Genomic DNA, 20260 nt, shown 5'->3' on the forward strand with positions numbered 1-20260 from the left:
GATGAGACAGGCAAAATATCGGAAGATTCTCTGGGTTCTTTTGCTGACGGAGCTGATACTTCTCCACGGACTGGTACTGCTGCGGCTCTATGTGCTTCGGTGGGATTATCCTTTCCTGTGGCGGCCGGGCCTGATAGCCGGGATCTGGCTGGGGGTCAGTTCCCTTCTGGGGCTGTGGCAGATCTTTTCTTATCAGAACTTCCGGCGGGAAGCGGTGAGGGCTATGGTTCCCCTGGAGGAATCCTGGATACGGAGCGCCTGCTCCCAGGCGGCCGCAGAGGTGGAGTGTGAAAAGATACCGCCTCTGTACCGGAGCAGCGCCGTCACCACGCCGCTGGTGCTGGGTTTTGCGGATCCGGTGATGCTGATTCCGGATCGGGAATACAGCTTTGCGGAGCTTCGGATGGTCTTCCTTCACGAATGTACCCATGTGAAGCAGCGGGATCTCTGGTATAAACTGCTTTTTACAGCTGGCCAGTGCCTGTTCTGGTTTCAGCCCGCAGTCTGGCTTTTAAAGAACGCGGCTTACCGGGACGTGGAGATCGCCTGTGATCAGCGGGTAACGGAGGGAAAAGGCGAGAGTGAGCGGGGCGCCTATGCCCAGTTTCTTATCGATTCCCTGCGAAGAGGCCGGGATCGGTCCCAAGCCTATTCCGCTTACTTTTATAACAGCAGCTCTATTATGAAGGCCAGACTTCAGGTGGTGACCCGGGAGAGGGAGCCGGGCTGGAGCGCAGGTGCGGCGGCATTCCTGCTTCTGACCGGAGAAGCGGTTCTCTGCGCGCTTCTCTCAGGCGGACAGATTCGCCGGGATGTGCAGGAGAACGCTTACCGGCAGGAGGCATCGGTGAATCTCTATCTGGGCTATGAGGCACCGGAGGGCTTCACGGAGACTGCAGTGGCGGCCATGGCCGATCTGGAGCCTGCAGGGGCAGATTCCTATTCCGACTGGGCGCAGCAGAAGAGCGACGCATACCCGGATACGGCCTATGAGGATATGACAGATACGGCGGAGGGCCCCTGGCAGCTGCGAATCACAAGCAAAGCCAGATATCTGGACAGCCGGGATTTCGCCTGGCGGTATCTGATGTATTTCGAGGACCAGGAGCAGGGAAGCACTTACGATCCGGAGACCGGAATGGGTTATAATGGCCTGGAGGTGACGGACGAGACCCTGCTGGCAGGAGATGCGGAGGAATATGTGTGCCGGGTGCTGTTCCGGGAGATCGCCGATGGAGGGGAGCAGGAGACATCGGGAGTGCTGCCGGAAGGAACGGTGATCCGAGTTAAGGGGACGGACTATCGATATTACGACTGGGCGCTTCATGTGAAAGCCCTGAGCGACCATGTTTATGAGCTGGTGGGCGTGGCAGACACAGGAGCGGCACTGGAGGCTCTTAAGACAGCGCATCCGGAAGAGGACTATTCCTTTGTGGTGCTGGCGGATTTGAAGAGCGAAGAAAGCGAACCTGCAGAACTGCCGCCGGTTCCCATGGAGGAGCTGACAGCCCGGGGAGATGAGATGGACGGAGCTCTGAGCGGTCCCCAGGAGAAAAGCTATGTGAGTTCCGATGAAATACAGGCATATGCCTACGGAGGATCCCTGACGGTCCCGGTGAAGGTGACCTGCAGTACGGATCAGGGAAAGCATTGGTATACTACCGTAGTTTCAGGAGATGATACGGCAGTGCGGCGGCTGTTCTTAAGCTTCCCGGACGGGCAGCAGGGCTTCTTGTTTGCCACAGGATGGAGAACCATGTGGCAGGAGGGCAGCCTTTTGTACCACACGGAGGACGGAGGGGCCAGCTGGACCCGGGTGGAGCCGGAGACCTGGTACGGAACGGATGGGGCCCATTCTCTGATGACGGGCGGAGCCTTTGTGACGGATCAGGTGGGTTTTGTGACCATCCGAAGCTCCCAGTGGCCGGAGCTGTATCGGACCGTGGATGGCGGCAGAAACTGGAGCCTGGTGGAACTGCCCATTCCGGATACGGAGGAGGCCTCCTGGTATACCATGGCCTACCCACCGGAGCAGCGGGACGGAAAGCTGTATCTCTATCTGGGTATGGAGGAATACTCGGAGCTGGGCGGAACGAAGCTTCGCTTTGAGTCTGAGGATCTGGGTGAGAGCTGGAGCTATACAGGGATGGTTTATCGGAGGTAGGAGCCATGGAGAAGGCTTTGAAAAAGGAACAGAAAAAATGGAAGCGGGAGCTGCGCCGGGATCTGCGGCAGAGACGGCTGTACCATCCGGTGCTGCTGGCAGTGTACGCCTTTGCCTGGCGGACTTTGTACCGGTTCTGCATGTACGGCGGGGTGCGAAGAAGAGTTCCGGTGCTGGGAGCCTGCGGGCTGCTGTTCCTGATATACTGGCTCTGGGTTCAGGCGGAACTTCTTTTCTATCAGAAACGGAGCAGAAAGCAGCTATATACGGAGCTGGAGATCGAGAAAAATGAGTTTCGTCTGCCGGACGGAGGCAGGTACAGCTTCGGGGAAGTGCAGTGGTACCGCCGGGAAAAGGAGCGGATTGCCCTCTTCCTGAAGGGACACAGGTTCCTGTGGCTGGATATGGAGAAGCTGACGGGGAAGAACCGGGAGCTCCTCATCATGAAGCTGACCCAGCGGGGACTGTTTGCCCGTCAGTTCTGGAAAGTACCCGTGGCTCTGGCTCTGGTCCTGGTGACAGTGGCCGGATGCGGAGGCGTGGCCTGGAGCGGTATGAAGTATAACGGTAAGCTGTCCTGGAAGATCGATGAATGGCGGAACAGCCGTCAGGTGATATTGACCCATAATAACCTGTACCGGGACGGCGTTCTGGGAATTTTCCTGGATTTGGCAGAAAAGACGAAGCTTCCGGAGCATCTGTGCCTGGTGAATGCGGTTCAGATCGATTTTCAGCCGGATGGGACCATTCAGGAACTCTATCTGTTTCTGGCCGGGTATGACAGCGAGTATCGGTATACGGGCAGTTACCTGGTGGACTACAGGGACTCCCGATCCGGGAAAATGACTCTGTGGCTGGACGGAGCCGTGTCGGATGAAACCTATCAGGAGGAGAGAGATATACAGACCCTTGTGGAAGGGCTGAACGGAGATCTGCTGCGGACAGAACTGGAGACGGAGCGGGCTATGACCTACAGACTGAGCTACCGGGGCGGAGGCAGCTTCACAGTGACCTGCCGGGAGAAGCAGGCGGAAGAAGGAGGAAGCTATGAAGAGGACAATACATGGAAACGGGAATACAGAATCGGGAAGAGCGGTATGGCGGAGCGTACTTCTGATGGGGATTTTACTTATGGGACTGCTGGTTTCCGGCTGTGGGAAAAAGCAGACACAGCCGGAGGAGCTTCTGACGGAGTATCTGCAGCTTTTAAATGAAAAGAACTATGAAGAAATGTATACCTACCTGTCTGAGGAAGCCCGGAGTACCACAGACAAAGAAACTTATGTAAACCGATATAAAAATATCTACGGAGGAATCCAGGCCTCGGATATCCGGGCGGAGATTCAGGAGCCGGAGGACAAAAAAGCGGGAAAAAAGGGAGAGACACGACGGGTGGCCTATACCCTGACCATGGATACAGTGGCTGGGGAGCTGTCCTTCGATACGGTGGCCCTGTTCACGGAGAATGAAGAGGGCGTCTACAAAATGAGCTGGGACAGTCAGGATATTTTCCCGAATCTGTACAATACGGATAAGGTGCGGGTGAAGGTCACCCGGGCAAAGAGAGGGGTCATCTATGACCGGAATCAGGTGGAACTGGCCAGGGAAGGCGTGGCTTCCTCCGTGGGGCTGGTGCCCGGCAAGCTGCCGGAGGATCGGGACAGCGCCGTCACTCAGCTTTCGGAGCTTCTGGAGATGAGCACGGAGAAGATTGAAAAGGCTTTAAGCGCGGGCTGGGTGCGGGAGGATACCTTTGTACCCCTGCGGACCGTGGCCAAGGATGCTTCGGAGCTGAAGAAGCAGCTTCTGGAGATTCCGGGGGTCATGATCACCGATACCATGGTGCGTTATTATCCCTATGGAGAGAAAACAGCACATCTTTTGGGGTATGTGCAGAATATTACGGCGGAAGAACTGGAAAAAAGGAGCGGACAGGGGTATAATCAGAATAGCATCATCGGAAAGGCGGGCGTGGAGCGTACCTATGAGGATCAGCTCCGTCCCCGAGACGGCTACAGTATCCAGATTCTGGATGAGAACGGGGATGTGAAGGACACCGTTCTGGAAAAGCCTGCGGAGGATGGACAGAATGTGAGACTGTCCATCGATATTACCTTGCAGCAGTATCTCTTCCAGGAACTGGAGGAGGACAGAGCCTGCGCGGTAGCCATGGATCCTACCACCGGAGAACTGCTGGCTCTGGTCAGTACACCGGCTTATGATTCCAACGATTTCGTCATGGGATATACCTCCAGCGCATGGAAGGCCCTGAACGAGGACGAGGCCCGTCCCCTGGAAAACCGGTATCAGTCCACCTGGGAGCAGGGAAAGACGCCTCTGGAGCTGTGTACCCGCTATACGGCTCTGTTGAACGGCGGCGACTGCCTGGAGCCCCAGCTGCTTCTGGGAGCGGAAAAGAAGGTTCAGAAGGAGCAGGTCTTTTCCCCGGAGGAAGCGGAACAGCTTCTGACGGAAATGTACCAGAATGTGGAGAAACCAGATGGTTCAGCCCATGAGGCCCAGCGGAAGGACTGGAGGATGGCCGGGCTCACGGGCAGCGCTTCCATGAGCGGAGGAAAGGATCTGGGCTGGTTTGTGGGACTGTCCGCGGAAGACAATGACCGGCCGCTTCTCCTTACGGTGATGATAGAAGACGTAAAGGAACGCGGCGGAAGCACCTATGTGATTTCCAGAGGAATGAAGGGCTTCGACGTGTACAGAAATGAGGATGGACAATGAAAGAAGACCAATTCAAAAAATACGTGTACATCAGTCTGGCGGGAGCACTGGGCGTGATTCTTTGTATTCTTTTCTTTTTTATGCTGTTTCGTTTTGACCAGATCCTGGCGGCCTGGGCGGTGATGAAGGGGATCCTGATGCCCTTTATCTATGGAGCGGTGATAGCCTATCTCCTGACGCCTGTGTGCAACTTTATCGAGCGGCATCTACAGCTGTTCCTGCGTGGAAAGTTGAAAAAAGAAAAAACCGTGAAAAGCATTTCGGGGGCGGCCGGAATCGCTTTGAGTATGCTGTTTGGAATACTGGTGATTTACCTGTTATTGGCCATGGTACTGCCCCAGGTATTTGAGAGTATCCGCAGTATCGTACTGGCATTTCCCTCCATCGTAGAGAGGGGAAGCGCCTGGATTCAACAGCTTCTGGAGGATAACGAACTGGTGAGTAATTATGTAAATCAGTTCATCAACACGGTATACAATAATGTGGAAACCTGGCTGGAGACCAAGCTTCTGCCCAATATGCAGACCATTGTCAGCGGCGTATCCGCAGGCCTCTGGAGCGCCATCGTGGTGGTAAAGAACCTGCTCATCGGTCTCATCGCGGCCATCTATATGATGGGAAACCGGCGGAAGTTTGCGGCCCAGGCAAAAAAGCTTATTTACAGCTTCTTTAAGGTGCCGATGGCCAATGCCATTCTGGATGAGTGCCGTCTCATTGACCGGATGTTCGGCGGATTTATCAGCGGAAAGCTCATCGATTCCCTGATCATCGGCTGTCTGTGCTTTTTCTTCATGAGCCTGTTGAAGCTGCCCTACACCATGCTGATCAGTGTGGTGGTGGGCGTGACCAATATCATTCCTTTCTTCGGCCCCTACATCGGCGCCATTCCCAGCGCCCTCCTGGTGCTGACTGTGAGCCCCATCCAGTGTCTGTGGTTCCTGATTCTGATTCTGGTGCTGCAGCAGTTTGACGGCAATTTCCTGGGGCCGAAGATCCTGGGTAATTCCACGGGACTTTCCAGCTTCTGGGTGCTGTTTGCCATTCTGGTATTCGGCGGCCTGCTGGGCTTTGTGGGCATGATCATCGGAGTGCCTGCTTTTGCGGTGATTTACGATCTGGTGAAAAAGTGCTCGAATCTGCTTCTGAAAAAGAGAAATCTCACTACCAGCACGGAGGTCTATCAGGAGCTGATGGCGGTGGAAGAGAAGGACGGCCGGGTGCGCTACGTGCAGAACTATGATCTGGAGCATCCGGAAAAAGAAAAAGACGGGGAACAGAAGGAGGAACAGGTATGATTCTGGCAGTGGATATCGGCAATACTTATATCGTCATCGGCTGTATCCGGGGAGACGAGATCATCTTCGTGGAACGGCTGCATACAGATCCAAAGAAGTCTGAGCTGGAGTACGCCATCAGCATGAAGACTGTACTGGAGATGTATGGAATCAACCGGAAGGAGCTGGATGGCGGCATTCTGTCCTCGGTGGTTCCGCCCCTGACCGGAGTCATGGAGCGGGCGGCGGCCAAGGTCATCGGAAGAGAGGTGCTGGTGGTGGGGCCGGGTGTAAAGACAGGACTGGATATCCGCATTGACAATCCGGCCCAACTGGGCCCGGATCTGGTGGTGGGCGCAGTGGCGGCCACGGAAGAATATCCATGTCCGCTGGTGGTGGTGGATCTGGGGACAGCTACCACATTTACGGTAGTCAACGGGAAAAAGCAGGTTATGGGGGGGATGATTATGCCCGGTGTGGGCGTGGCCCTGGATTCCCTTATCAGCCGGACCTCCCAGCTGCCGAAGATCAGTCTGGATCCGCCCCGGAAGTTTATCGGAAGCAACACAGTGGACTGCATGAAGAGCGGCGTGCTGTACGGAAACGCGGCCTGTGTGGACGGGATGATCGCCCGCATTGAAGAAGAACTGGGGGCTTCTGTGACGGTGGTAGCCACAGGAGGGATGGCCAGATATCTGGTTCCCTACTGCAGATGTAAGATTCAGATGGATGACGCCCTGCTTCTGAAGGGACTGAAGCTTATCTATCGGAGAAATCAGTGAGTTCGCCCTTGTGAATGGCATTTTGTCCATACTTTTTGCGGATGACGTCCATGGCGGCGTCCAGTTTCTTCAGTTTTTCCGGAGAAGGGGAATGAACGTGTTCCCCTTCTTTTTTTGCGCCCCCTGATCCGGAAAAAGCAGTTTCGGCGGCCATTGGCTTTGCAGGTGTGGCATGCAGGGGCAGATCAAAAATCGAGAGCTGTATCGGTTCTCCTTCAGCGGTGAGCCTTGAGGAGCGGATCCCCAGAAGTCGGATGGGTTCGCCGTTCCAGACCTGGTCGAAGAGGGAGCAGGACAGGCGGTAGATGGCGTCCGTGTCATTACAGGGGGAAAGGGTGGAAGACTGGTGGGAGGCTTTGGTGAAGTCGGCGTATTTCAGTTCCACAGCCACAGTTCCGGCCAGCTGCCCGGCCTTTCGCAGGCGGGCGGCCACGCTCTCCGCCAGGGACAGGAGTACCTTTTTTGCCGCCTCCGCCGTGGTCGCGTCCGAAGCCAGAGTGATGGAATTCCCCACGCCCTTGGCCTCCTGTCTGATGGACACTACGGGAGAGGGATCGATGCCGTTGGCAAACTCCCACATGAGCTTTCCATGGCTTTTGAAATGGGAGGTCAGAAAAGAAGGATCCGTGTGGGCCAGGTCACCGATGGTGCGAATGCCGTAGGTCTTCAGGCGCTCGGCGCTGCGGTGCCCCACCATGAAAAGGTCGGAGACCGGCAGGGGCCACATTTTCACAGGAATCTCCTCCGGATACAGGGTATGGACTTTCCCGGGCTTCTCGAAGTCGCTGGCCATCTTTGCCAGCACCTTCACATGGGAGATCCCCACATTGACCGTGAAGCCGAAGGTCTCAAAGATCTGGTCGCGGATCTGTGCCGCCGCCTTCTCCGGGGACGGATAGAGGTGGGCGATGGGCGTGAAGTCCAGATAACATTCATCGATGGACACCTGCTCCAGATCCGGCGTATACCCGGAAAGCAGCTCCATCATGGCCCGGCTGTAGCGGCGGTACATGGTGTGGTCGGGCTTCTCCACCACCAGGCCCGGGCACTTTCGCAGGGCGGAGGCCACCGGTTCCGCAGTCTGAATCCCGTACTTTTTCGCCGGAATGGACTTGGCCAGCACGATGCCGTGCCGGCTCTTCTCGTCACCGCCGATGATGGAGGGAATCTCCCGCAGATCTGTAGAGCTTCCTTCCTTCAGCCGTTCCAGGGCGGTCCAGCTTAAGTAGGCGGAATTTACATCAATATGAAAGATAACGGGCTTCATGCAGGGGAGTCCTCCTTTCAGCTTTGCCAGAACTTGGTCGGTTTTTCTGTCATTCGATACTATCAGTATAATGGAAAGAACGTATGTTTGCAACTGAAAACGAAAAAATGGCATGCAGTTTATATAGAGAAAATGGATTACAAATTGATTCATCCCAAAGAACGTGATACACTGGAACCCAGAGGGATTTGTCAGAAAAGGAGACCAGCTATGACAGAAAACAGAAAGGAACATGCCCGGGAAGAGGACCGGAGATATACGGAGAAGTTTGAGAGCATCTGCCCGACGGATTCATCCAAGGTGATTCATACGGTGACCTTTATCGCGGCCAGTTGCAGCCGAGTGGATGATCTGGTGGAGGATTTTCATTGCAGCCGGAACAGCAGCTGCGTGAAATGCCAGATGAATTATGTGTAGAGTTTATTGATTTTTGGGGATAAAGACATTATAATAGCCTTAATAGCTTTAGAACAGTGAGGATACGGATATGGAAAAGAAAAAAGTAGTAGTTGCTTTGGGACATAAAGCTCTGGGAACGACCCTTCCGGAGCAGATGACAGCTGTAAAGAACGCGGCGAAGGCCGTGGCTGATCTGGTAGAGGAAGGCTGTCAGGTGGCCATCTGCCACAGCAATGCGCCCCAGGTGGGTATGATTCATACGGCGCTGAATGAGTTCGGAAAGGTGCATGAGAACTATACTTTCGCGCCCATGTCAGTCTGCTCGGCCATGAGCCAGGGCTATATCGGATATGACCTTCAGAATGCCATCCGGGAGGAGCTTTTAAGCCGGGGTATCCTGAAGACCGTCAGCACCATCATTACCCAGGTGGTGGTGGATCCTTATGATGAAGCCTTTGCGGAGCCCATCAAGGTCATCGGACGTTATATGACAAAGGAAGAGGCAGAGGCTGAGGAAGAAAAGGGCAACTTTGTAATCGAAGAGGAAGGAAAAGGCTTCCGCCGTGTGATCGCGGCTCCGAAGCCCACGGATATTGTGGAAATCGACGCCATCCGCACTCTTCTGAACGCGGATCAGGTAGTCATCGCCTGCGGTGGCGGCGGAATCCCGGTTCTGAAGCAGCGGGGGCATTTAAAGGGAGCCAGCGCAGTCATCGAGAAGGACTATGCCAGCGGAAAGATGGCAGAGCTTCTGGACGCGGACATGCTGATGATTCTGACCGGTGAGAACAAGATCTGTATCAACTACGGAACCGATCGGGAGAAGCAGCTGGATCTGGTAAGCCCCGAAGAGGTGCAGGAGTATGCGGCAGCAGGCCAGTTCCCCAAGGGATCCGTTCTTCCGAAGATGGCGGCAGGAGCCTCCTTCGTATCCGGCCGTCCCGGCCGTGTGGCAGTCATTGCGGAGCTGTCTAAGGCAAAGGAAGCGCTGCATGAGCAGGCAGGTACGGTTATTAAAGAAAAATAAGAAAATAAAAAATGAGTTATAGGACAAAAGAGCCTGTCGAATGTGAAATCCGGCAGGCTCTTTTACTCGATTGGAAGCAGATAACGGGAATCGAACCCGCCTCCCCAGCTTGGGAAGCTGGTGTTCTACCGATGAACTATATCTGCATGGCTATTAAAATTCTATGTTTAATATAGCACTTTCATACCCGGAATGCAAACATTATTCTTCTGAAGGAAAAGAAAAACCGCCCAACTACCCGGACGGTTTCTCTTTTTCTTATGAGGGGGGAGATAGTGATGTCTTAATCAACTATCTGACGTTTATTATAAGGACAAAATGTGTTCAAAGTATGTCCAGTTTCTAAAAGAATGATAAAAAAAGGACGGATTTCCTTAACGAATGCTTAAGAGAAACGAAAATCGCGGTAAGGATTGGAAATGGAGGGGAGAATATGATATAATGTCGCCAGATATGATATCCTGCCGCAAAGCGAGGCGGTGGGTGAAAGAGAAGAAAACCGGCAGCAGGCCGGGCAGGAGGAAAAGAGATGGCAGAAATGCGGACACTGGAAAATGAATATCTTATAGTAGAAGTGAACGACGCGGGCGCGGAGCTCTCCAGAGTATATGATAAGAAGAAAGAGAGGGAGGTACTGTGGAACGCGGACGCGAAATACTGGGGCCGTCATGCGCCGATTCTGTTTCCTTTTGTGGGAAAGCTGAACGGAGGCGTTTATCGTTATGATGGAGCAGAATACGCCATGGGCGCCCATGGCTTTGCCCGGGACAGCGAGTTCGAGTGCGTGGAGCTAAGCGCTGCGGCCGTGACCCACCGGCTGGTGTCCACCGAGGCCACGAAGAAAAATTATCCCTTTGACTTCGAGCTTCTGGTAACCCACCGAATCGTGGAAAATCACATCAGCGTAGAGTGGACGGTCAGGAATACCGGCGTGAAGACCCTGTATTACTCCATCGGCGGCCACCCGGCCTTCAACGTGGATTCTGTCATGGGCTGCCGTCTGGTGTTCGAGGGCATGGACAGTCTGTCCTGTACCGGTATCGACCTGCCCACTGGAACCGCAGACGCGGAACATCCGGTGACGCTGGCGTTGCCGGATCAGGTATATACGGTAAATGAGCATACCTTTGATGCAGATACCATGGTTTTCGATGAGGGACAGGTAAAGAAAGTAAGTCTGGAAGAAGCGGACGGCACGAGGCGCGTCACCCTGATTTGTCCGGATGCCCGGCACGTAGGTATCTGGTCTCCGGTACAGAAACACGCTCCGTTTATCTGCCTGGAGCCCTGGCTGGGCCGCTGCGATAACAAGGGCTTTACCGGTGAACTGAAGGATAAATACGGCGAGCAGAGCCTGGAGGCAGGCGAGATCTTCCGGACGGCTTATAAAATCGTGGTAGAGGAATAAGGCAAGAAACAAAATCATTGGCACAGACGATTTGAAAAGCTTTTGAATAATATGAGGAGGCAGTATATGAGAGCAGCACGGGAATTACTAAAAGATTTGAGATACAAAGTGGTAAGCGGCAGCATTGATCTCAATGTGAGCGAGCTTGTATACAATACGAAGAAAATCAGGAAGGAGTGCATGTTCGTCTGCATCAAGGGAGCCACCTTCGACAGCCACGACGTGGCAGGGGAGGCGGCGGAAAATGGCGCGTCAGTCATCGTGGCCGAGCGCCCGGTGGACGTACCGGAGGGAACCACCGTGGTGCTGGTGGAGGACACCCGCTATGCCCTGGCACAGATTTCCGCAGCTTACTTTGGATATCCGGCGAAAAAGCTGAAGGTCATCGGCATCACCGGAACCAAGGGAAAGACCACCACGACCTTTATGATCCGCTCCATCCTGGAGCATGCGGGTATCCCTACCGGCCTCATCGGCACCATCGAGGTCATCATCGGCGACAAGCACATCCCGGCCCACAATACCACGCCGGAGTCCTATGAGGTGCAGGAGTATTTCGCCCAGATGGTGGAGGCAGGCTGTAAGGTGGCCGTGATGGAGGTTTCTTCCCAGGGACTGAAACTGCACCGCACCGCAGGTATCCAGTTTGACATCGGCATTTTCACGAACCTGGCCCCCGACCACATCGGGGAAAATGAGCACGCCAGCTTTGAGGAATATATGGAGTGTAAGAGCCGCCTGTTCCGCCAGTGCGATCTGGGCATCGTCAATGCGGACGATTCGCACTGCAGCGATATCCTGAAGGGCCACACCTGCCGGGTGGAGACCTACGGCTTCTCCGAGAAAGCTGATTTCCGGGCCACCGATCTGAAGCTGGTGAATCGTCCGGGCTTCCTGGGCGTAGATTATCACGTATCCGGTCTCATGGATTTCGATGTGGAAATCGATATGCCGGGCCGTTTCAGTGTATACAATTCCCTGGTAGCCATAGCGGTCTGCCATCAGTTCGATATCCCGAAAGAGGATATGCTGGCAGCTCTCGAGGTGGTACAGACTAAGGGTCGTATCGAGAAGGTTAAAGTCTCCGACGATTTCACTCTGATGATCGACTATGCCCACAATGCCATGAGCCTGGAAAGTCTGCTGACCACCTTAAAGGAATACAATCCCAAGCGTCTGGTCTGCCTCTTCGGCTGCGGCGGCAACCGTTCCAAGCTGCGCCGGTACGAGATGGGCGAGGTGTCCGGTAACCTGGCGGATCTGACCGTCATCACCTCCGATAATCCCCGCTTTGAGGAGCCCCAGGCCATCATCGACGATATCAGGACCGGTATTGCCAAGACGGATGGAAAATACGTGGAGATCATTGACCGGAAAGAAGCCATCCGCTACGTCATCGAGCATGGCCGGCCCGGCGACGTGATTGTACTGGCCGGAAAGGGCCACGAAGACTATCAGGAAATCTGCGGTGTCAAGCATCCCATGGATGAACGGGTACTCATCGCGGAGGTTCTGGAGGAGTTAGGTAGAAAGTGAAATTTGCCAATATCATCGTAGATATTTCCCTGGAGAAGCTGGATCGGACCTTTCAGTACCGGATTCCGGAAGAACTGCAGGGCGTCTTAAAAGAGGGTATGCAGGTCCGGGTTCCTTTCGGAAATGGGGGACGGACCCTGACAGGTTACGTGCTGGAGCTGACAGATACCTGCCAATGGGACGAGGGGAAACTGAAGCCCATCCTGGGACTGGCGGAAAAGGGCATCCGGCTGGAGGGTCAGCTGATCGCCCTGGCAGCCTGGATGCGCCGTACCTACGGTTCCACCATGAACCAGGCCCTGAAAACAGTGCTTCCGGTGAAAAAGAGTGTGCAGGAAAAAATCTCCAGAAAAGTGCGGCTGGCAGTGTCACGGGAAGAGGCCGAAGCAGCCCTCGCGGAGATGGAACGAAAGCATCAGACTGCCAGGGCCCGGATCTTAAAAGCTCTGCTGGATCAGGCCGGGCAGGACAGACAGAGCGGACAGGGAGAGCTGGATTACGGCACAGCCCAGAAAGAGCTGGGCCTGACCGCCGCCACAGCCCGGAAGCTCACAGAACTGGGCCTCATCCGTATGGAATCCGATACCATTTTCCGGAACCCCATTCGACCTTCGGAGGTACAGGCCCATCCTTTCACTCTCTATCCGGCCCAGCAGGCCATCGTGGATGATGTGGTGGCGCGCACGGCAGCAGGGGATTTGCGGCCGGCCCTGATTCATGGCGTCACTGGCAGCGGCAAGACCGAGGTTTATATGGAACTGATCGCGGCGGTGCTGGAGCAGGGAAAAGAAGCCATCGTACTGATTCCTGAAATTGCATTGACATTTCAGACCGTGCTGCGGTTTTACCGGCGGTTTGGCGATCAGGTATCAATTATTCATTCGAAGCTGTCTGCCGGGGAGCGTTACGACCAGTTCGAGCGGGCCAGGCGGGGCGAGGTGAAGGTCATGATAGGCCCCCGTTCTGCCTTGTTTACGCCATTTTCCCATCTGGGAATCATCGTCATCGACGAGGAACATGAGGGCAGCTATAAGAGTGAAAATGCCCCCCGTTACCATGCCAGGGAGGCAGCCATCGAGCGGGCGCGCATATGCGGCGCTTATGTGGTACTCGGTTCGGCTACGCCGTCGGTGGATTCCTATGAGCGATCCAGAGAAGGTATTTATCAACTCTATGAACTGCCGTTTCGTGTTGAGAACCGGGCCATGCCCGGGACCGAGGTGGTGGATCTGAGAGAAGAGCTCCGCATGGGAAACCGCTCCATCTTCAGCGCCCGGTTAAAAGAACTGATGGAAGACCGTCTGGGAAAGGGCCAGCAGATCATGCTCTTCCTGAATCGCAGAGGCTATGCGGGCTTTGTTTCTTGCAGAGCCTGCGGACATGTGATAAAATGTCCACATTGTGATGTGTCATTATCGCTGCATGGCGGCGGCCGGATGGTCTGTCACTATTGCGGTTACCAGACCCGGGCGGCGAAGAAATGCCCCTCCTGCGGTTCAGCCTATATCGGAGCTTTCCGGGCGGGCACCCAGCAGGTGGCGGAAGCGGCCGCGAAGGCATTTCCGGGAGCAAGAATCCTCCGAATGGATTTCGATACCACCCGGCAAAAGGGCGGCCATGAGCGGATCCTGGAAGCATTTTCAAAGAAGCAGGCCGATATTCTGGTGGGTACCCAGATGATTGTGAAGGGACACGACTTTCCGGGGGTAACTCTGGTGGGCGTGCTGGCGGCGGACCTGTCTCTCTATGCGGGAGATTACCGGTCGGCGGAGCGCACCTTTCAGCTGCTTGTGCAGGCGGCGGGCCGGGCAGGCAGAGGCACTACGCCGGGAACGGCGGTGATTCAGACCTACAGCCCCGATCACTACAGCATCGTGGCCGCGGCGGCCCAGGATTACAAAGCATTTTTTGAGCAGGAAATGAACTTTCGGCGGATGATGAATTATCCTCCGGCGGCCCATCTGATGGCGCTGTACCTGATGTCCGGGGATGAGGAAGCGCTGAACGAGGGTGCCGGGCGTCTGAAAGAGCTGGCCATGTCCCACACCCGGCCGGAGATTCAGCTGATTGGCCCGTCAGATCCGGGACTGTCCAAGCTGAAGGACATATACCGGAAGGTTCTGTATCTGAAATGTACGGAAATGGCATACTTAACAGAATGGAAGGAATGGATGGAGGCAGAGCTTCCTGGAGAGAAGCTGCTTTCCACCTTCAATATACAGTTTGATATGGATCCTGTGAATCCCTTTTAAGGAAAAACCACTGTTCACGGTTACTGTGAACGAAGGGGACGGTAACGGGAGAGAAAGGAAGGAAAAAATTGGCAATCAGAAATATCAGAGAGCTGGGAGACGACATTCTCCGGAAACACTGCCGGGAGGTCAAGGAGGTGACTCCGAAGATTCAGGAGCTCATCGACGACATGTACGATACCATGTACGAGGCCATGGGCGTGGGTCTGGCGGCTCCCCAGGTGGGTATCCTGAAGCGCATCGTGGTCATCGACACTGACGGACATCCCTACACCATGATCAACCCGCGGATTCTGGAGACCGCAGGGGAGCAGGAGGGCAGCGAGGGGTGCTTAAGCGTCCCGGGCAAGGCCGGCAATGTGAAGCGTCCAAACTATGTAAAGGCAGAAGCCTATGACGAGAATATGGAGCGCTACGAGGTGGAGGCGGAAGGCCTGCTGGCCCGGGCCATCTGTCATGAACTGGATCATCTGGACGGCAGGCTGTACGTGGATCTGGTGGACGGCGAGCTCTACGACGTAGAGACTGGCGATGATGACGAGGAGTAAAGACGTATGAAAATCATATTTATGGGAACCCCGGATTTTTCCGTGGGAACACTGGAAGCGCTGATTGCGGCAGGCCATGAGATTACTTTGGTGGTGTCCCAGCCGGATAAGCCAAAGGGCAGAGGTCATGAGCTTCAGCCCACCCCGGTGAAGGAGGCAGCCTTAAAACATGGCCTGACCGTGTACCAGCCGAAGAAGGTGCGGGATCCGGAAGTGCTGGAGAAGCTTCGGGAGACCGAGGCAGATGTGATCGTAGTCATCGCATTTGGTCAGATCATTCCGAAATCCATTCTGGAAATGAAGCAGTACGGCTGCATCAATGTCCATGCTTCCCTGCTCCCGAAGTATCGCGGCGCGGCCCCCATTCAGTGGGCGGTCATCGACGGCGAGAAAGAGAGCGGCGTGACCATCATGCAGATGGATGAGGGACTGGATACCGGCGATATGCTTCTGAAGGGAAGCCTGGAGCTGGCGGAGGACGAGACCGGCGGAAGCCTCTTTGACCGTCTGAGTACACTTGGCGCAAATCTCTGCGTGGAAGCGCTGAAGAAGCTGCAAAAGGGCGAATTAAAGCCCGAAAAACAGGGCGAAAGCCCAACGGAATACGCGCGGATGCTGACCAAGGATATGGGAGACCTGGACTGGAATGAGAGTGCAGTGAAGCTGGAACGGCTGATCCGGGGTCTGAATCCATGGCCCAGCGCCTACACAAAGCTTGGAGACAGGACTTTGAAAATCTGGTCTGCGCGGGTCTGTGAGAAGACGGATGAAACTGCCGTCTGTGGGGAGATTATAAGAGTGACGAAGGATACTATCTGTGTGGCCTGCGGCGAAGGAGCGCTGGAAATTACAGAGCTTCAGCTTCAGGGTAAGAAACGGATGGATACGGGAGCCTTTTTACGGGGGTATCATCTGGAACCGGGCACAAAGCTCGGCTAGGCGAAGCAGCCCCTCATTGGTATTCCGGTCTGCCCTGTGCGAGGACAGATAAATGAAAGGAGTGTTACATGATGCCTTATGGCTATGGTTATTATTTTGACCCCACTTATGTTTTAGTACTGATTGGCGTGATCATTTCCCTGTGGGCTTCGGCCAAGGTGAAAACCACCTATTCCAAATACAGCCGGGTGCGCAGCATGTCCGGTCTTACCGGAGCCCAGGTGGCAGATCAGATTCTGCGGGCCAATGGGATTTACGACGTGCGTATCGAGCATGTGAGCGGCGAGCTGACCGATCATTATGACCCGAAAAACCGGGTTTTACGTCTGTCGAACGTGGTCTATAATTCCACCTCCGTGGCAGCTCTCGGCGTGGCGGCCCATGAATGCGGCCATGCGGTGCAGGATGATAAGGATTATTTCCCTCTCCGCTTCCGCAATGCTCTGGTGCCGGTGGCGAACTTCGGAACCCAGGCGGCCTGGCCGATTATCATCCTCGGACTGATTTTCGGAAGTAGCAATTTCCTGATTAATCTGGGAATCCTGCTGTTCTCTCTGGGGGTGCTGTTCCAGCTGGTGACTCTGCCGGTGGAGTTTGATGCGTCCCACCGCGCGATCCGGATTCTGGGAAATATGGGGATCCTGTACGGAGATGAGATTCGGGGAACGAAGAAGGTCTTAAGCGCGGCGGCCATGACTTACGTGGCAGCGGCAGCGGCCTCCATTCTGTCTCTGTTACGTCTCCTGATACTCTTTGGAGGAAGAAGAAATCGTGACTAAAGGAATGGATATGCGTGAGCTGGCTTTGGGTGTCCTGTTGGAGGTCTCCGCAGGCGAAGAGTACAGCCACATCGCGCTTCGGAATGTGCTGGATAAATACCAGTATCTGGAAAAGCAGGAGCGCGCCTTTCTGACCCGTCTGGTGGAGGGCACCCTCGAGCGGCGGATCGAGCTGGACTACATCATCGATCAGTTTTCCAGCGTGAAAGTAAAAAAACAGAAGCCGGTCATCCGGGAAATCCTGCGGATGTCGGTCTATCAGCTGAAATACATGGACAGTGTGCCGGATTCCGCGGTCTGCAACGAGGCCGTGAAGCTGGCCCAGAAAAAGGGCTTCCGGCAGCTGAAGGGCTTTGTGAACGGCGTACTCCGGAACATTGCCCGGAATCTGGGAGAGATCAAGCTGCCGCCGGAGAAAGAGCCGGTGCGCTATCTGTCCGTGCGCTACTCCATGCCGGAGTGGATGGTGAGGGAGTGGCTCACGCTTTATGGACGGGAGCAGACGGAAACGATGCTCTCAGCCTTTTATGAGAAAGCGCCGCTGACCATCCGGGTAAATAAAAACCGGATCAGTCCGGCAGAGCTGAAAGCCAGACTGGAGGCGCAGGACATCCGCGTCCAGGCAGCACCCTATCTGGACGGAGCCTTGCAGATCGACGGCTTCGACTATCTGGGCGGCCTCAATGAATTCCGGGAAGGCCTGTTCCAGGTTCAGGATGTCAGCTCCATGCTGGCAGTAGAGATTGCGGGCGTGAAAGCGGGTGACCACTGCATTGACGTGTGCGCGGCCCCCGGTGGCAAAAGCCTGTATCTGGCGGAGAAGACAGGAGAGACAGGCAGTGTGGATGCGCGGGATCTGACCGAATACAAGGCAGGCCTGATTCGTGATAATGCGGAGCGTTTGGGAGTGACAAATGTAAGAGTATCCGTGAAGGACGCCGGCATTTATGATGAAGCATCAAAGGAAAAAGCAGACGTATTACTGGCAGATTTACCCTGTTCCGGCCTGGGTGTCCTGTCCAAAAAGACGGACATCAAGTACCGCATGAGTAAGGAACAGCAGCAGGAATTACAGGAGCTTCAGCGAAGAATCCTGAGTACCGTGGAGGCTTATGTGAAGCCTGGCGGAACCCTTGTATACAGCACCTGTACCATCAACCGGGGTGAGAATGAGGAAAACGTCCGCTGGTTTCTGTCCCATTTTCCATATCAGGCGGTGTCCCTGGACGACTGTCTGCCGGAGAAGCTTCGGAGCGAAACCACGAAGCAGGGATACTTACAGCTGCTTCCGGGCGTCCATCCGTGCGACGGCTTTTTCATTGCGAAATTCAGAAAGAAAAATTAGGAAACTGCTATGGAACAGACAGACATCAAATCCCTGACCCTGGAGGAACTTAAGAAGGAGCTTCAGGCCCATGGGGAAAAGGCTTTCCGGGCGGGCCAGCTCTACAGCTGGATGCACGTGAAGCTGGCTTCCGGCTTCGATGAGATGAGTAATCTCTCCAAAAGCTTACGGGAGCTTCTGAAAAACGAATACGAATATACGAATCTGGAGATCGTAGAGGTACAGCGGTCGAAGCTGGACGGAACCTGCAAATACCTGTTTCGTCTGGCGGACGGCAATGTGATTGAGAGCGTGCTGATGCGTTATCATCACGGTAACTCCGTGTGTATCTCTTCCCAGGTGGGCTGCCGTATGGGCTGTCGCTTCTGTGCTTCCACCATCGGCGGCGTGGTGCGTTCTTTAAAGCCCTCGGAGATGCTGGATCAGATTTACCGGATCCAGAAGGACAGCGGAGAGCGCGTCTCCAATGTGGTGGTCATGGGAACCGGCGAACCACTGGATAATTACGATAACCTGCTTCGGTTTATCCGGCTCTTGACGGATGAGAACGGGTTGAACATCAGCCAGCGGAATCTGACGGTGTCCACCTGTGGTATCGTGCCGCGGATCCGGCAGCTGGCGGATGAGAATCTGGCCATTACACTGGCTTTGTCCCTCCATGCAGTGACACAGGAAAAGCGTGCGGAACTGATGCCCATTGCCAATAAGTATCCCCTGTCGGAGGTGCTGGACGCCTGCGCGTATTATCATCAGAAAACCGGGCGGCGGATGACATTCGAGTACAGTCTGGTGGGCGGCGTGAACGATCATCCGGAGGACGCCAGGAGACTGGCGGCTCTGGCGAAACCCATTCACAGTCATATAAACCTGATTCCCGTAAATCCGGTAACCGAGCGGAGCTTCGTGCAGCCGAAAAAAGAGGTCATCGGCAATTTCAAAAAGGAACTTGAAAAATACGGGATAAATGTTACTATTAGAAGAGAAATGGGCCGTGATATCGACGGTGCCTGCGGACAGCTCCGTAGACGCTATCTGAAGAGCGGGGAACCCGGAGAGGAGGAATCAGATGCTTAAAGCCTGGGGCATGAAGGATATCGGGAAATGCCGCGAGATCAATCAGGATTACATCTTTGTATCGGAAGAGCCCATCGGAAATCTCCCGAACCTGTTTCTGGTGGCGGACGGCATGGGCGGCCACAAAGCGGGCGATCTGGCCTCTGAATATACGGTGGCGAAGGTACAGGAGGCCGTGTCCAAGAGTATGCAGACCATTCCCCATCAGATTTTGAAGGGCGCGTTCCAGTACGCCAACCAGAAGCTGATCGAGAAAGCGCGGGAGTCGGAAAGCTATACAGGAATGGGAACTACCCTGGTGGCGGCCACGGTGAAGCAGGATCTGGTCTACGTCGTCAATGTGGGAGACAGCCGTCTCTACAGGATCGGCGACCGGATCGAACAGATCACAGAGGATCATTCCCTGGTGGAGGAGATGGTCCGTATGGGAGAGATTTCAAAGGAACAGGCACGAAATCATCCCGAGAAGAATATTATTACGAAAGCAATCGGCGTGTCGGATACGGTGGAACCGGATTATTTCGACACGGAGCTCCGGAAAGGCGAATGCCTTCTGATGTGCTCGGATGGACTGAGTAATATGGTAACGGATCAGCAGATTCGGGAGATTGTGGAGATGCGTACGGATCTGGAATCCTGCGCAAAGGAGTTGATTCGTGCAGCCAATCACAACGGCGGAAGAGATAATATTGCTGTCGTATTAATAGAGCGTATCTAAACGAGGTGA

General features: G+C 54.8%; 17 protein-coding genes and 1 tRNA gene. 16 read left to right on the forward strand and 2 right to left on the reverse strand.

The window, feature by feature from the left end; translation table 11 throughout:
* Position 1: 1 nt before the first annotated feature.
* Genes H8S44_RS03515 through H8S44_RS03530 form a run of 5 tightly spaced genes read left to right on the forward strand, consistent with a single transcriptional unit; the run spans position 2 to position 6959 of the window.
* Positions 2-2164 carry a M56 family metallopeptidase gene (locus tag H8S44_RS03515; RefSeq protein WP_186873227.1) on the forward strand — a complete coding sequence of 721 codons (2163 nt, stop codon included), beginning with the start codon at positions 2-4 and terminating at the stop codon, positions 2162-2164.
* 5 nt (positions 2165-2169) lie between these two features.
* Positions 2170-3378 carry a hypothetical protein gene (locus H8S44_RS16300; RefSeq protein ID WP_243167466.1) on the forward strand — a complete coding sequence of 403 codons (1209 nt, stop codon included), beginning with the start codon at positions 2170-2172 and terminating at the stop codon, positions 3376-3378.
* A 16-nt stretch (positions 3379-3394) separates the two neighbouring features.
* On the forward strand, positions 3395-4903 hold the full coding sequence (locus H8S44_RS03520) for a penicillin-binding transpeptidase domain-containing protein (RefSeq protein WP_243167477.1): 1509 nt from the start codon (positions 3395-3397) through the stop codon (positions 4901-4903).
* Entirely contained in the window at positions 4900-6198 is a 1299-nt protein-coding gene (locus H8S44_RS03525) for an AI-2E family transporter (protein WP_186873225.1), read from the forward strand. The genes H8S44_RS03520 and H8S44_RS03525 overlap by 4 nt, the downstream gene beginning before the upstream one ends.
* Positions 6195-6959 (forward strand): type III pantothenate kinase, encoded by a 765-nt coding sequence (locus H8S44_RS03530; RefSeq protein ID WP_186873224.1) that lies wholly within the window; start codon positions 6195-6197, stop codon positions 6957-6959. Before H8S44_RS03525 ends, H8S44_RS03530 begins: the two co-directional genes overlap by 4 nt.
* Here H8S44_RS03530 and H8S44_RS03535 read toward each other — a convergent pair.
* Entirely contained in the window at positions 6937-8226 is a 1290-nt protein-coding gene (locus tag H8S44_RS03535; RefSeq protein ID WP_186873223.1) for a DNA polymerase Y family protein, read from the reverse strand. The two genes, H8S44_RS03530 and H8S44_RS03535, sit on opposite strands and share 23 nt — an antisense overlap.
* 210 nt (positions 8227-8436) lie before the next feature.
* On the opposite strand from H8S44_RS03535, the gene H8S44_RS03540 reads away from it, so the two are divergent.
* Together H8S44_RS03540 and arcC are read left to right on the forward strand one after the other, a co-directional pair.
* Complete coding sequence (locus tag H8S44_RS03540; RefSeq protein ID WP_186873222.1) at positions 8437-8643, forward strand: hypothetical protein; 207 nt, start codon at positions 8437-8439, stop codon at positions 8641-8643.
* Positions 8644-8713: 70 nt separating this feature from the next.
* Entirely contained in the window at positions 8714-9652 is a 939-nt protein-coding gene (gene arcC / locus H8S44_RS03545) for a carbamate kinase (RefSeq protein ID WP_186873221.1), read from the forward strand.
* Between the two features lie 75 nt (positions 9653-9727).
* Here the strand turns inward: arcC and H8S44_RS03550 are convergent.
* Positions 9728-9798 (reverse strand) — tRNA-Gly (locus H8S44_RS03550).
* Positions 9799-10181: 383 nt separating this feature from the next.
* Between H8S44_RS03550 and H8S44_RS03555 the strand changes: the two genes are divergently transcribed.
* The 9 genes from H8S44_RS03555 (at position 10182) to H8S44_RS03595 (ending at position 20251) form a co-directional block, all read left to right on the forward strand.
* Entirely contained in the window at positions 10182-11060 is an 879-nt protein-coding gene (locus H8S44_RS03555; RefSeq protein ID WP_186873220.1) for an aldose 1-epimerase family protein, read from the forward strand.
* Between the two features lie 66 nt (positions 11061-11126).
* A complete protein-coding gene (locus H8S44_RS03560; RefSeq protein ID WP_186873219.1) occupies positions 11127-12596 on the forward strand; it encodes a UDP-N-acetylmuramoyl-L-alanyl-D-glutamate--2,6-diaminopimelate ligase in 1470 nt (489 codons plus the stop codon).
* On the forward strand, positions 12593-14848 hold the full coding sequence (gene priA, locus H8S44_RS03565) for a replication restart helicase PriA (RefSeq protein ID WP_186873218.1): 2256 nt from the start codon (positions 12593-12595) through the stop codon (positions 14846-14848). The genes H8S44_RS03560 and priA overlap by 4 nt, the downstream gene beginning before the upstream one ends.
* Before the next feature lie 68 nt (positions 14849-14916).
* Entirely contained in the window at positions 14917-15396 is a 480-nt protein-coding gene (def, locus tag H8S44_RS03570) for a peptide deformylase (RefSeq protein ID WP_186873217.1), read from the forward strand.
* Between the two features lie 6 nt (positions 15397-15402).
* The gene (fmt, locus tag H8S44_RS03575) at positions 15403-16335 is read left to right on the forward strand and encodes a methionyl-tRNA formyltransferase (protein ID WP_186873216.1); all 933 of its coding nucleotides are present in this window, start codon (positions 15403-15405) and stop codon (positions 16333-16335) included.
* Positions 16336-16403: 68 nt separating this feature from the next.
* Complete coding sequence (locus H8S44_RS03580; protein WP_334297558.1) at positions 16404-17114, forward strand: zinc metallopeptidase; 711 nt, start codon at positions 16404-16406, stop codon at positions 17112-17114.
* Positions 17107-18459, forward strand: a complete 1353-nt coding sequence (gene rsmB / locus H8S44_RS03585) for a 16S rRNA (cytosine(967)-C(5))-methyltransferase RsmB (protein ID WP_330593538.1) — start codon at positions 17107-17109, stop codon at positions 18457-18459. The genes H8S44_RS03580 and rsmB overlap by 8 nt, the downstream gene beginning before the upstream one ends.
* Positions 18460-18468: 9 nt before the next feature.
* The gene (gene rlmN, locus H8S44_RS03590) at positions 18469-19533 is read left to right on the forward strand and encodes a 23S rRNA (adenine(2503)-C(2))-methyltransferase RlmN (RefSeq protein ID WP_186873215.1); all 1065 of its coding nucleotides are present in this window, start codon (positions 18469-18471) and stop codon (positions 19531-19533) included.
* A complete protein-coding gene (locus H8S44_RS03595) occupies positions 19526-20251 on the forward strand; it encodes a Stp1/IreP family PP2C-type Ser/Thr phosphatase (protein ID WP_186873214.1) in 726 nt (241 codons plus the stop codon). Before rlmN ends, H8S44_RS03595 begins: the two co-directional genes overlap by 8 nt.
* Positions 20252-20260: the final 9 nt, after the last annotated feature.

This window comes from Anaerosacchariphilus hominis (assembly GCF_014290175.1).
GTDB lineage: Bacteria > Bacillota > Clostridia > Lachnospirales > Lachnospiraceae > Laedolimicola > Laedolimicola hominis.

What these genes read in the sequence shown, in the direction of transcription:
- H8S44_RS03515 (WP_186873227.1), top strand. Translation starts at nt 2, where the DNA reads ATGAGACAGGCAAAATATCGGAAGATTCTCTGGGTTCTTTTGCTGACG.
- H8S44_RS16300 (WP_243167466.1), top strand. Translation starts at nt 2,170, where the DNA reads ATGGAGAAGGCTTTGAAAAAGGAACAGAAAAAATGGAAGCGGGAGCTG.
- H8S44_RS03520 (WP_243167477.1), top strand. Translation starts at nt 3,395, where the DNA reads ATGTATACCTACCTGTCTGAGGAAGCCCGGAGTACCACAGACAAAGAA.
- H8S44_RS03525 (WP_186873225.1), top strand. Translation starts at nt 4,900, where the DNA reads ATGAAAGAAGACCAATTCAAAAAATACGTGTACATCAGTCTGGCGGGA.
- H8S44_RS03530 (WP_186873224.1), top strand. Translation starts at nt 6,195, where the DNA reads ATGATTCTGGCAGTGGATATCGGCAATACTTATATCGTCATCGGCTGT.
- H8S44_RS03535 (WP_186873223.1), bottom strand. Translation starts at nt 8,226, where the DNA reads ATGAAGCCCGTTATCTTTCATATTGATGTAAATTCCGCCTACTTAAGC.
- H8S44_RS03540 (WP_186873222.1), top strand. Translation starts at nt 8,437, where the DNA reads ATGACAGAAAACAGAAAGGAACATGCCCGGGAAGAGGACCGGAGATAT.
- arcC (WP_186873221.1), top strand. Translation starts at nt 8,714, where the DNA reads ATGGAAAAGAAAAAAGTAGTAGTTGCTTTGGGACATAAAGCTCTGGGA.
- H8S44_RS03555 (WP_186873220.1), top strand. Translation starts at nt 10,182, where the DNA reads ATGGCAGAAATGCGGACACTGGAAAATGAATATCTTATAGTAGAAGTG.
- H8S44_RS03560 (WP_186873219.1), top strand. Translation starts at nt 11,127, where the DNA reads ATGAGAGCAGCACGGGAATTACTAAAAGATTTGAGATACAAAGTGGTA.
- fmt (WP_186873216.1), top strand. Translation starts at nt 15,403, where the DNA reads ATGAAAATCATATTTATGGGAACCCCGGATTTTTCCGTGGGAACACTG.
- H8S44_RS03580 (WP_334297558.1), top strand. Translation starts at nt 16,404, where the DNA reads ATGATGCCTTATGGCTATGGTTATTATTTTGACCCCACTTATGTTTTA.
- rlmN (WP_186873215.1), top strand. Translation starts at nt 18,469, where the DNA reads ATGGAACAGACAGACATCAAATCCCTGACCCTGGAGGAACTTAAGAAG.
- H8S44_RS03595 (WP_186873214.1), top strand. Translation starts at nt 19,526, where the DNA reads ATGCTTAAAGCCTGGGGCATGAAGGATATCGGGAAATGCCGCGAGATC.